The organism is Streptomyces hundungensis (genome assembly GCF_003627815.1).
In the GTDB taxonomy this organism is placed as follows: domain Bacteria; phylum Actinomycetota; class Actinomycetes; order Streptomycetales; family Streptomycetaceae; genus Streptomyces; species Streptomyces hundungensis_A.
Map to the genome: position 1 here is coordinate 5,233,865 of NZ_CP032698.1, position 12,445 is coordinate 5,246,309.

Below are 12,445 nucleotides of genomic sequence, written 5' to 3' on the forward strand. Positions count from 1 at the left end.
ACCTGCCCGTGCGGCGCCCGTTTGCCAAGGGGGCTCGTTTCCCGCGCCGCGTCGCTGTCCAGACTGTCAAACTTCGGGTCCAGCTTTTGTACACATAAGGCTCATGACGGTTCGGGGGGAAGGGGCGATAGCCTTGTCTCGTGATCAGCGCGATATGCCGCGGAGGCACTACTGCCTCTGCCCTGCGCCCGGAGCACCACGGTGCCCGGGCAGTCGCTGATTCCCTCCACCCGAAATCAAGGCCCGAAGCCACAAAATTGGCTGGTAAGCGCCCGGGTGTCTCTCATTGCGGCATAGCGTCGGCACCGAGCGGATACCCCGCGCCGCCGAGATTTGTCGCTTTTACCCCCTACGTCACGCAATGGCGCGCGACAGGAGCCAGAGGACATGCAGACCAAGCTGGACGAAGCCAAGGCCGAGCTGCTCGCGCGGGCGGCACGGGTAGCTGAGAACAGCCCGGCCGGGGGGCCCGGAGGCCTGGGGGACACCCCCCGGAGCGACCGGGCAGCCACGACTGGGGCCACGAGCGAGGAAGGTCCCGATCAGGGCGTCCTCCTCGGGTATCTCCAGCGGTACTACCTGCACACCGCCCCCGAGGACCTGGCCGACCGCGACCCGGTCGACGTCTTCGGCGCAGCGCTCTCCCACTACCGCCTCGCGGAGAACCGGCCGCAGGGCACCGCCAACGTCCGGGTGCACACCCCGACCGTCGAGGAGAACGGCTGGACGTGCAGCCACTCGGTGGTCGAAGTGGTCACGGACGACATGCCCTTCCTGGTCGACTCGGTCACCAACGAGCTGTCCCGGCAGAACCGTGGCATCCATGTCGTGATCCACCCCCAGGTCGTGGTGCGCCGCGATCTGACCGGCAAGCTCATCGAGGTGCTCGACACCGGATCCCAGACCGCCGAGCTGCCGCACGACGCGCTCACCGAGTCCTGGATCCACGTCGAGATCGACCGCGAGACCGACCGGGGTGACCTGAAGCAGATCACCGCCGATCTGCTGCGCGTCCTGTCCGATGTGCGCGAAGCCGTCGAGGACTGGGAGAAGATGCGCGACGCCGCGCTGCGCATCGCCGACGAGCTGCCCAAGGAGCCGAAGGCCGGCGACCTCCTCGACGAGGACATCGACGAGGCCCGGGAGCTGCTGCGCTGGCTCTCCACCGACCACTTCACCTTCCTCGGCTACCGCGAGTACCAGCTCACCGACGACGACTCGCTGTCCGCCGTCCCCGGCACCGGCCTCGGCATCCTGCGCTCCGACCCCCAGCACGGCGAGGACGACGCCCACCCCGTCTCCCCGTCCTTCAGCCGGCTGCCCGCCGACGCCCGCGCCAAGGCCCGCGAGCACAAGCTGCTCGTGCTGACCAAGGCCAACAGCCGCGCCACCGTGCACCGGCCGTCCTACCTCGACTACGTCGGCGTGAAGAAGTTCGACGAGCAGGGCAATGTGATCGGCGAGCGCCGCTTCCTCGGCCTGTTCTCGTCGGCCGCGTACACCGAATCCGTGCGCCGGGTGCCGGTCGTGCGCCGCAAGGTGCAGGAAGTCCTCAAGGGCGCCGGCTTCTCGCCCAACAGCCACGACGGCCGCGACCTGCTCCAGATCATGGATACCTACCCGCGCGACGAGCTGTTCCAGACCCCGGCCGACCAGCTGCGCTCCATCGTCACGTCGGTGCTCTACCTCCAGGAGCGGCGCCGGCTGCGTCTGTACCTGCGCCAGGACGAGTACGGCCGCTACTACTCGGCCCTCGTCTACCTGCCGCGCGACCGCTACACCACGGGCGTACGGCTTCGGCTCATCGACATCCTCAAGGAGGAACTCGGCGGCACCAGCGTCGACTTCACCGCCTGGAACACCGAGTCGATCCTGTCCCGGCTGCACTTCGTGGTGCGCGTCCCGGCCGGCACCGAGCTCGCCGCGCTCACCGACGCCGACACCGAACGCATCGAGGCCCGCCTGGTCGACGCGGCCCGCTCCTGGGCCGACGGCTTCTCCGACGCGCTGAACGCCGAGTGCGGCGAGGAGCGCGCCGCCGAGCTGCTGCGCCGCTACGGCCACGCCTTCCCCGAGGGCTACAAGGCCGACCACTCGCCGCGCGCCGCCGTCGCCGACCTCGTCCACCTGGAGCAACTGACCCACGGGCGCAACGACTTCGCGCTCTCGCTGTACGAGCCGGTCAACGCAGCGCCTGGCGAGCGCCGCTTCAAGATCTACCGGATCGGCGAGCAGGTCTCGCTCTCCGCGGTGCTCCCGGTCCTCCAGCGCCTCGGCGTCGAGGTCACCGACGAGCGCCCCTACGAGCTGCGCTGCGCGGACCGTACGCACGCCTGGATCTACGACTTCGGCCTGCGCCTGCCGAAGAAGGCCAACGGCGCCGGCGACTACCTGGCCGACGACGCCCGCGAGCGCTTCCAGGAAGCGTTCGCCGCCACGTGGACGGGGGCCGCCGAGAACGACGGCTTCAACTCCCTGGTCCTGCGCGCCGGTCTCAACTGGCGCCAGGCGATGGTGCTGCGCGCCTACGCCAAGTACCTGCGCCAGGCGGGCTCCACCTTCAGCCAGGACTACATGGAGGACACCCTCCGCGACAACGTCCACACCACCCGGCTGCTGGTCTCGCTGTTCGAGGCCCGGCTGTCGCCGGACCGCCAGAAGGCCGGCACCGAGCTCATCGACGGCATCCTCGAAGAGCTCGACGGGGCCCTGGACCAGGTGGCGAGCCTGGACGAGGACCGCATCCTGCGCTCCTTCCTGACCGTCATCAAGGCGACGCTGCGGACCAACTACTGGCAGAAGTCGGCCGAGGGCGCCCCGCACGCGTACGTCTCGATGAAGTTCGACCCGCAGATGATCCCGGACCTGCCGGCGCCTCGCCCGGCGTTCGAGATCTGGGTGTACTCGCCGCGAGTCGAGGGCGTCCACCTGCGCTTCGGCAAGGTCGCCCGGGGTGGGCTCCGCTGGTCCGACCGGCGCGAGGACTTCCGCACCGAGATCCTCGGCCTGGTCAAGGCGCAGATGGTGAAGAACACCGTCATCGTGCCGGTCGGCGCCAAGGGCGGCTTCGTCGCCAAGCAGCTGCCCGACCCGGCGGTGGACCGCGACGCCTGGCTCGCCGAGGGCATCGCGAGCTACAAGACGTTCATCTCGGCGCTGCTCGACATCACCGACAACCTGGTCGCGGGCGAGGTCGTCCCGCCGGCCGACGTGGTCCGCCACGACGAGGACGACACCTATCTGGTGGTCGCCGCCGACAAGGGCACCGCGACGTTCTCGGACATCGCCAACGACGTGGCGATCAGCTACGACTTCTGGCTCGGTGACGCCTTCGCCTCCGGCGGCTCGGCGGGCTACGACCACAAGGGCATGGGCATCACCGCCCGCGGCGCCTGGGAGTCCGTCAAGCGCCACTTCCGCGAGCTCGGCCACGACACCCAGGGCGAGGACTTCACGGTCGTCGGCGTCGGTGACATGTCGGGCGACGTGTTCGGCAACGGCATGCTGCTCTCCGAGCACATCCGCCTGGTCGCGGCCTTCGACCACCGGCACATCTTCATCGACCCGAAGCCCGACGCGGCCACCTCCTACGCCGAGCGCCGCCGCCTGTTCGACCTGCCGCGCTCCAGCTGGGCCGACTACAACAAGGACCTGCTCTCGGCGGGCGGCGGCATCCACCCCCGCACCGCCAAGTCGATCCCGGTCAACGCGCACATCCGCGAGGCCCTCGGCATCGCCTCCGGCGTCACCAAGCTGACCCCGGCCGATCTGATGCAGGCCATCCTCAAGGCCCCCGTCGACCTGCTGTGGAACGGCGGCATCGGTACGTATGTGAAGTCCTCGGCGGAGTCCAACGCGGACGTCGGCGACAAGGCCAACGACGCGATCCGCGTCAACGGCGAGGAGCTGCGGGTCAAGGTCGTCGGCGAGGGCGGCAACCTGGGTCTGACCCAGCTCGGCCGGATCGAGTTCGCCCGCAAGGGCGGCCCCGAAGGCGAGGGCGGCAAGGTCAACACCGACGCCATCGACAACAGCGCGGGCGTGGACACCTCCGACCACGAGGTGAACATCAAGATCCTGCTCAACGGGCTCGTCACCGACGGCGACATGACCGTCAAGCAGCGCAACAAGATCCTCGCGGCGATGACCGACGAGGTCGGCCACCTGGTGCTGCGCAACAACTACGCGCAGAACGTGGCCCTGGCCAACGCGGTCGCGCAGTCGCCCTCGCTGCTCCACGCCCACCAGCGCTTCATGCGCCGCCTGGGCCGTGACGGCCATCTCGACCGGGCCCTGGAATTCCTGCCCAACGACCGCCAGATCCGCGAGCTCCTCAACAGCGGCAAGGGGCTCAGCCAGCCCGAGCTCGCCGTGCTCCTCGCGTACACCAAGATCACGGTGGCCGACGAGCTGATCCACACCGGTCTGCCGGACGATCCGCACCTGGCCGAGCTGCTGCACGCCTACTTCCCGCAGCAGCTGCGCGAGAAGTTCGCCGAGGCCGTCGACGGGCACGCGCTGCGCCGCGAGATCATCACCACGGTGCTGGTCAACGACACCGTCAACATCGGTGGTTCGACCTTCCTGCACCGGCTCCGCGAGGAGACCGGGGCCTCGCTCGAAGAGATCGTGCGGGCGCACGCCGCGGCCCGCGAGATCTTCGACGTGAACCAGGTGTGGGACGCCGTGGAGGCGCTCGACAACAAGGTCGACGCCGATGTGCAGACCCGCATCCGGCTGCACTCGCGCCGACTGGTGGAGCGCGGCACCCGCTGGCTGCTCAACAACCGGCCGCAGCCGCTCCAGATCGCCGAGACGATCGAGGACTTCTCGGCCGGTGTGAGGGAGGTCTGGGACGCGCTCGCGGGTCTGCTGCGCGGCGCCGACCTGGAATGGCACCAGGGCATCCTGGACGAGCTGACCGGCGCGGGTGTGCCGGAGGAGCTCGCCCGCCGGGTCGCCGGGTTCTCCTCGGCCTTCCCGGCGCTCGACATCGTGGCCATCGCTGCCCGCACCGGCAAGGAGCCGCTCCAGGTCGCCGAGGTCTACTACGACCTCGCCGACCGGCTGCGGATCACCCAGCTCCTTGACCGGATCATCGAGCTGCCGCGGGCCGACCGCTGGCAGTCGATGGCGCGTGCCGCGATCCGCGAGGACCTGTTCGCGGCGCACGCCGGTCTGACCCAGGACGTTCTGTCGGCCGACAACGGCTCCAGTTCGCCGGAGCAGCGCTTCAAGGCGTGGGAGGAGAAGAACGCGGCGATCCTGGGCCGCGCCCGCACGACGCTTGAGGAGATCCAGTCGTCCGACGCGTTCGATCTGGCGAACCTGTCGGTCGCCATGCGGACCATGCGGACGCTGTTGCGCAGCCACACCTGATCCTGCGGCACCGCGCTAAGAAGGGGCGTCCACCGTGTGGTGGGCGCCCCTTCAGCGTCGCTCGCTGATGGTGGCGTCCTTCACCGTGGTCGTCGACGCCGTCACCGTGGAGCTCCACAGCCGACGGCAGGAGACCAGGGCGGCGGCCAGCAGCAGGGCGTTGCGGGCGGTCATGACGGTGGTGCCCAGGGCCGTCCCCGCGACGACCTCGCCGTACAGGCAGGGAAAGGCCAGGGCGCTCAACGCGGCGGCGGGCAGCAGGAGTTGGGCCACCGGACGCTGGCTGGTGCGGCCCGAGGTGAGGCACACGGCGGCCAGGCCGAGCAGCCAGACCAGGTACTGGGGGCTGATGACCCGGCTGGTCACGGTGAACAGGAGCACCGCGCACAGGGCCGCGTCCAGCGGCACCGACACCGTCCAGCGCCGGGCCCGTACCCGCCAGAACACCAGCCAGCAGACGGCGAGTCCGGTCAGGGCCAGGCTGAGGGCGGTGAGCGCGGACACATACGGCCCGACGAACTCCATCGCGCCGTATCGGTAGACGACCCGTCCGGGACGGCCCGTGGCGAGGTGGGCGAGCTGGTAGACGGTGCCGCCCAGGGACTCGATCTGAAGGCCCCGGCCGCCCTGCTGGCGGGCGAAGTCCAGGGTGTGGTCGAAGGCCAGGGCGAGCACGGCGAGCAGCGCGGCCGACGAGCCGAGCGCGCCGAGCAGGGCGCGGCGGGTGGTACGGCCGCGCGGACCGCCGATCAGGGTGAGCAGCGGCCACACCTTGACCAGGGCGCCCAGACCCGCGAGCACCCCGCCAAGGCCGGGCCTGCGGCGCAGCGCGAGCAGGGCGCCCACCGCGAGGGCGGTGACCTGGACGTCGTAGCGGGCGTACGGGATGTGCAGGAGCAGCGGGAGGCCGCCCACCCACAGCCAGGCCCCGGCCGCGCTGCCGCCGGGCCGGGCGCCGGCCCGTACCAGCGCGCGGGCGATCAGCGCGTCGCAGACCACGGTGACGGCGGTGAAGGCCTGGAAGAAGGTGAGGAAGGGGAAGATCAGCGGGGTCAGCAGGAGGGCGCCCGCGCCGGGCGGGTACTGCCAGGTGGGATCGCCGAAGGGGAAGGCGCCCGTGGTGAGCTGGTCGTACCAGCGCCGGTACAGGACATACACCTCGCCGCTCACCCCGCCCACCCCGAGCCGGTCGGTGACCAGCAGATGGAGCATCAGCGCGCGGGTGGCGAGCCAGCTCGCGGCGAGCGCGGCGTACCGGGTGCGGCGGCCGAAGGCGCCCGGGTCGGGCGCGGGCGCGGGGGCCGGGATGCGGACCCGGGCGGTCGGCGGGGGCGTCTGAGAGGGCGTCATCGCGCGAAGTTTAGGCGCGGTTTGTCCCGATTTCGCGAGGCGCCGCGACGGGTGGCGGCGCGGGGCGGCTACTTCTTCTTCGTGAACCGCTCGTACGCGGCGAGCACCTCGGCCGTCGGGCCGTCCATCCGCAGCGTGCCGGACTCCAGCCAGAGCGAGCGCTCGCAGGTCTCTCTGATGGAGGCGTTGCTGTGGCTGACCAGGAAGACCGTGCCGGCCTCCTTGCGCAGCTCGTTGATGCGCTCCTGGCTGCGGCGCTGGAACCGGGCGTCGCCGGTGGCCAGGGCTTCGTCGATGAGCAGTACGTCGTGGTTCTTGGCGGCCGCGATGGAGAACCGCAGCCGGGCGCTCATGCCGGAGGAGTACGTGCGCATGGGGAGCGAGATGAAGTCGTCCTTCTCGTTGATCCCGGAGAAGTCGACGATGTCGTCATAGCGCTCGCGCACCTGCTCGCGGGTCATGCCCATGGCGAGGCCGCCCAGGGTGACGTTGCGTTCGCCGGTGAGGTCGTTCATCAGCGCCGCGTTCACGCCGAGCAGCGAGGGCTGGCCCTGGGTGTAGATCGTGCCGCGGGCGGCGGGCAGCAGCCCCGCGACCGCCTTGAGCAGGGTCGACTTGCCGGAGCCGTTGGAGCCGATGAGGCCGATGGCCTCGCCCCGGCGGGCCACGAAGGTGACGCCCTTGACGGCGTGCACCTCGCGCATCCCCGGGCTCTGCCGCTTGCGCGAGACGAGCCGGTTCAGCGCGGCGGTCGCCCCGCCCCTGCCGCGCGAGCCGGTCCCGTTGACCTGGTAGATGACGTGGACGTCGTCGGCGATCACGGTCGGCTCGCCGAGGGAGGCGCTCGTGTCCGGCGCGCTCAGGGTGCTGGTCTCAGCCACGTCCGTACTGCTCCTCTGCCTTCCAGAAGTAGACGAAGCCCACGGCCAGTGCGGCGAACGCCCAGCCGCCCGCCACCAGCCATACGTGCGGCGGCAGTTGGGACGCGCGGAAGCTCCCGATCATCGAGAACCGCACCAGGTCGATGTAGACCGCGGCCGGGTTCAGCTGGAGCAAGTCGCCCACCAGGTGCGGGAGTTTCTTCAGCTGCGGGGTGAGGTTCCACATCACGCCGGACATGTACATCCAGGTGCGCAGCACGAACGGCATCACCTGGGCGATGTCCGGGGTCTTCGCGGTGACCCGGGCCATCACCAGGGACAGACCCGTGTTGAACATCGACTGGAGGAGCAGCGCCGGAACCAGCAGCAGCCAGGAGACGCCCGGAAGCTGGCCGAAGCTCATGATGATGATCGCCAGCGCGGCCAGCGAGAACAGCAGCTGCTGGAGCTGCTGGAGGGCGAGCGAGACGGGCAGCGAGGCGCGCGGGAAGTGCAGCGCCCGCACCAGACCGATGTTGCCGGTGATCGCGCGGGTGCCCGCCATGATCGAGTTGGCCGTGAAGGTCCAGATGAACACGCCCGTGACCAGCCACGGGATGTAGTCGGGCGTGCTGCTCTTGTTGCCCATCAGGATGCCGAAGATGAAGTAGTACACCGCCGCGTTCAAAAGCGGCGTCATCAACTGCCAGATCTGGCCCAGCTTCGCCTGGCTGTACTGGGCGGTCAGCTTGGCGGTGGCGAACGCGGTGATGAAGTGCCGCCGCGCCCACAGCTGCCGGACGTACTCGCCGAGCGAGGGGCGGGCGCCGCTCACCTTCAGGCCGTACTTGGCGGCCAGCTCGGCCGGGCTCAGGGCCTGGTCGCCCGAGGGCCGGCGGGACTGCGCCGGAATGGTGGCCGACGTGGCCGGTGGTGCTGCGGTCGGGCGCGCAGCTGCGGTCTGGCTCACAACGGTCGCTTTCGCCGGGGGGTCCCGGGAGGCTTCCCGGGTCGGGGGATCACTCGCGACGGAACGGACCCGTATCGTCGCTACGGGGAGAGTAGGGCGTTTCGACGTCGCAACGCAACCGTCTCGTCGCAACGCTATGCTCAAGCCATGACCAAGAAGGACCCGGAGACCCCCGCGAGCCGCCCCCGGCCGCGCCGCGCGCCCGCCGGGGCGGCCGTGCTGCGCGAGGACGTGACGGACGCGATCCGGGTGGCCGTCTTCGAGGAGCTCGCCGCGGTCGGATTCGCCCGGATGTCCATCGAGGGCATCGCGCGCCGGGCGGGGGTCGGCAAGACCGCGGTCTACCGGCGCTGGAAGTCCAAGCTCGCCCTGGTCCTCGACCTGGTGTCGGCCTTCGCCGAACAGGGACTGCCGGTGCCGCACACCGGGTCGCTGTACGGGGACATCCGCGCGCTCCTCGCGGTCGCCTCGCTCGCCCTGCGCCACCCGATCGCCTCGCAGGTCATTCCCGACCTGCTGGTGGAGTCGGTACGCCACCCCGAGATCGCGGACGCGATCAAAGCGGCGCTGCTCGATGGGCAGCAGGGGGTTGCCGCGGTGGTCGTCCGCGAGGCGGTCGCGCGCGGCGAGCTGCCCCCCGGGGCGGATCCCGAGCGGGCGCTCGACCTCATCGTGGGTCCGCTGTACTGGCGCCTCGTCGTGGTCAAGGGCCCTTTGCCGAAGGGGTACTTGGACGATTTGGCTCGGGCGGCGGTGGCGGGGCTCACGACGTAGCGCTTGAGCGCGCGGCAGATCCGGACCGTGCTGGGTTGCTCGCGCAGTTCCCCGCGCCCCTGACCCCGTTTTTGGGTGCGGGCCGTGGTGGGTTGCTCGCGCAGTTCCCCGCGCCCCTGACCCCGCTTTTGCCTGTGGGCCGTGCTGGGTTGCTCGCGCAGTTCCCCGCGCCCCTAACCCCGTTTTTGGGTGCGGGCCGTGGTGGGTTGCTCGCGCAGTTCCCCGCGCCCCTTAGGGGGTTCGGGCTGCGCTGGGCGGTAAGTGCTGGCGTGCGGGACGGGCCACGTTGCACGGTCCTGGGCCGGGAAAGTTTTAGGGGCGCGGGGAACTGCGCGACCAGCCACGCACGGTCAGCAGACGCAGAGGGTATTTAGGGGCGCGGGGAACTGCGCGATCAGGTGCGTGTGGGGTGGGGGCCCCGGGTCGGCTCGGGGGGTCGGGCGGGGAGAGCCAGGCGGTCAGGGCCCACATGCGGTCCGTGTGGATCTGGGTCACAGAGACTCCTGAGGCTCAGTTCGGCGCGGCAACGGCCTCGACCGCCAGCGCCGCGTAGAGCGCGGCCCCGTCCGCCAGGACACCGTCGTCGAACGCCGCGTAAGGAGAGTGGTTGTTGGGCGCACTGCGATGGTCGCTTCCCACCGCGGGCGCCCCGAGGAAGACCATCGCGCCGGGCACCTCGGCGATCACCCGCGAGAAGTCCTCGGAGCCGGGCAGCGGATGGGGAAGCCGGCTGAAGCGCTCCTCGCCGTACAGCTCGGCCACCGTGGCGGCGACCGTGGCCGCCGCGCCGGGGTCGTTGACGGTGGCGGGGTAGAGCTCGTCGAAGTGGGCGTCGACGCTGACGCCATGGGCCGCGGCGATGCCCTCGCAGACCCGTACCGTGCCGTCCTTGAGCCGCGCCAGCGTCTGCGGCGAGAAGGAACGGATGCTCGCTTCGAAGGTGGCGGTCTCGGGGATGATGTTGTGCTGGGTCCCGGCGTGGAAGGTGCCGACGGACAGGACGACCGGGTCGAAGACGTCGAAGCTGCGCGTGATCCACGTCTGGAGCGCGGTGACCATGTCGCAGGCGGCCTGGACGGGATCCTTCGCCCGGTGCGGCGCGGAGCCGTGCCCGCCGGAGCCGTGGACCGTGACGGTGAGGACGGCGACCGCGGACATGGTGGGCCCCTCGCGGCTCGCGAACTGCCCGAGGGGGTGGCCGGCGCTGGTGACGTGCAGCGCGTAGGCGGCCCGGGGGCGGGTGCCGGAGGCCTCCAACACCCCTTCCTCCAGCATGAGTCGGGCGCCGTCGTGCCCCTCCTCGCCGGGCTGGAACATGAACACGACGTCGCCCTCAAGGCGGTCGCGGTGCTGGGCCAGGAGCCGAGCCGCGCCCGCCAGCATGGCGGTGTGCAGATCGTGCCCGCACGCGTGCATGGCGTCGCCCCGCGCCGCGTAGTCCAGGCCGGTCCTCTCGGCGAGGGGCAACGCGTCCATGTCGCCCCGGAGCAGCACGGTGGGGCCCGGGCGGGCCCCGCGCAGGACCGCGGTGACCGAACTCAGACCGCGGCCCGTGGTGACCTCCAGGCCGAGTCCGTCGATGGCCCGCAGCACGGTCTCCTGCGTACGGGGAAGGTGGAGGCCGGTCTCGGGGGCGGCGTGCAGGGTGCGGCGCAACCGGACCAGATCGTCCTGGAGTTCGTGCGCGTCCTCGACCAGATGCATGGGTTCGAAGCTCCTCGGGGTGCGGATGGGTGCGGGTAGGTCCGGGTGGGTGGCGCCGTCGGGGGGCGTTGGAGGTGGGGCGTACTGAAAGGTGATGGCTCAGCGGGGCGTACTGAGACGTGATGGCTCAGCAGGGCGTCAACTGCCGTGCTCTCAGGGGAACTTGTTCCGTCTCCGCATGCAACAGGGCCGCCAGGTTGCGTACGCCCTCGCGGATGCGTCGCGGGGTGGGATGCGAGAAGGAGAGCCGTAGGTGCCGCTCGCCGCCCGCGGTGGAGAAGCCGGTGCCCGGGACGTAGGCGACGCCGCCGGCGACGGCGCGGGGCAGCAGGGCCTTGCTGTCCATCCCGGACGGCAGGGTCATCCAGACGAAGAACCCGCCCTGCGGCACGGTCCAGTGCACGCCGTGCGGCATCAGGGCGGTGAGCTCGTGCAGCATCGCGTCACGGCGCTCGCGGTAGGTGTCCCGGGCCGCCGTGAGGTGGCTCTGCCAGGACTGGGTGGACAGGTAGTGGTCGACGGCGCGCTGGGCCAGGAGGGAGTGGGAGAGCATGGCGCTCTCGGCGGCCAGGACGAGCTTGTCCATGATCCCCCGGGGGGCCAGCACCCAGCCCACGCGCAGACCGGGGGCGAGGGTCTTGGAGAACGACCCGAGGTAGACCACGCCGTCGGGGTCGTCGGCGCGCAGCGCACGCTCGGGCCGGTCCCCGAAGTGCAGCAGCCCGTACGGGTTGTCCTCCAGGACGAGCACCCCGGCGCGCCGGCATATCTCCAGGACCTCGGGCCGCCGGGCGGCGGAGAGCACGACGCCGGTGGGGTTGTGGAAGGTGGGCACGGTGTAGAAGAACTTCGCGGGCCTGCCCTCGGCGGCGAGCAGGGCGAACGTCTCCTCCAGGGCCTGGGGGACCACGCCGTCGTGGTCCACGGGCACCTGGACGACGCGCGCCTGGTGGGCGGCGAAGGTGCTGAGGGCGGTGACATAGGTGGGCGCCTCGGCCACCACGGTGTCGCCCGGGTCGACGAAGATGCGGGTGACCAGGTCGAGGGCCTGCTGGGAGCCGACGGTGACCATCACCTCGTCCGGGGTCGCGGCGATGCCCTCGGCGGCCATCACCTGGCAGATCCGCTCGCGCAGACCCGCCTCTCCCTGCGCCGAGCCGTACTGGAGGGCGTCGGCTCCGTACCGTTCCAGGACCTCGCCGAGGACCGTACCCATGACCTTGACGGGCAGGGCCTCGGGGCTGGGCATGCCACCGGCCAGCGAGACCACGTCGGGGCGGGAGGCCATCGAGAACAGGGCGCGGGTCTCGGAGGGCACCATCCGCCGGGTGCGGTCGGCGAACGCGCCGGCCCAGCGGGGCGGGTCGGTCTGCGGGGCGGGAGTCTGCGGGGACATCACGGCTCCTTC

At 70.9% G+C, this 12,445-nt stretch carries 7 protein-coding genes; 2 read left to right on the top strand and 5 right to left on the bottom strand.

Annotation, left to right across the window (positions count from 1 at the left end; all coding sequences use genetic code 11):
- Nucleotides 1-387: 387 nt before the first annotated feature.
- The gene (locus tag DWB77_RS23230; protein ID WP_120723086.1) at nucleotides 388-5,379 is read left to right on the top strand and encodes an NAD-glutamate dehydrogenase; all 4,992 of its coding nucleotides are present in this window, start codon (nucleotides 388-390) and stop codon (nucleotides 5,377-5,379) included.
- Between the two features lie 51 nt (nucleotides 5,380-5,430).
- Here DWB77_RS23230 and DWB77_RS23235 read toward each other — a convergent pair whose 3' ends face one another.
- The 3 genes from DWB77_RS23235 to DWB77_RS23245 form a co-directional block, all read right to left on the bottom strand.
- The gene (locus tag DWB77_RS23235) at nucleotides 5,431-6,729 is read right to left on the bottom strand and encodes a glycosyltransferase 87 family protein (RefSeq protein WP_120723087.1); all 1,299 of its coding nucleotides are present in this window, start codon (nucleotides 6,727-6,729) and stop codon (nucleotides 5,431-5,433) included.
- Between the two features lie 68 nt (nucleotides 6,730-6,797).
- The gene (locus DWB77_RS23240; protein WP_246033613.1) at nucleotides 6,798-7,610 is read right to left on the bottom strand and encodes an ABC transporter ATP-binding protein; all 813 of its coding nucleotides are present in this window, start codon (nucleotides 7,608-7,610) and stop codon (nucleotides 6,798-6,800) included.
- Nucleotides 7,603-8,559: an ABC transporter permease gene (locus tag DWB77_RS23245; protein WP_428985141.1), complete on the bottom strand. Its 957-nt coding sequence runs from the start codon at nucleotides 8,557-8,559 to the stop codon at nucleotides 7,603-7,605. Before DWB77_RS23245 ends, DWB77_RS23240 begins: the two co-directional genes overlap by 8 nt.
- A 147-nt stretch (nucleotides 8,560-8,706) precedes the next feature.
- Here DWB77_RS23245 and DWB77_RS23250 point away from each other — a divergent pair, with 147 nt between their 5' ends.
- The gene (locus DWB77_RS23250; protein WP_120723088.1) at nucleotides 8,707-9,333 is read left to right on the top strand and encodes a TetR/AcrR family transcriptional regulator; all 627 of its coding nucleotides are present in this window, start codon (nucleotides 8,707-8,709) and stop codon (nucleotides 9,331-9,333) included.
- Between the two features lie 510 nt (nucleotides 9,334-9,843).
- On the opposite strand, the gene DWB77_RS23255 is transcribed toward DWB77_RS23250, so the two are convergent.
- Both DWB77_RS23255 and DWB77_RS23260 read right to left on the bottom strand, forming a co-directional pair.
- The gene (locus DWB77_RS23255; RefSeq protein ID WP_120723089.1) at nucleotides 9,844-11,037 is read right to left on the bottom strand and encodes a M20 metallopeptidase family protein; all 1,194 of its coding nucleotides are present in this window, start codon (nucleotides 11,035-11,037) and stop codon (nucleotides 9,844-9,846) included.
- Nucleotides 11,038-11,164: 127 nt separating this feature from the next.
- Nucleotides 11,165-12,433 (bottom strand): PLP-dependent aminotransferase family protein, encoded by a 1,269-nt coding sequence (locus DWB77_RS23260; protein WP_246033614.1) that lies wholly within the window; start codon nucleotides 12,431-12,433, stop codon nucleotides 11,165-11,167.
- Between the last annotated feature and the right edge of the window lie 12 nt (nucleotides 12,434-12,445).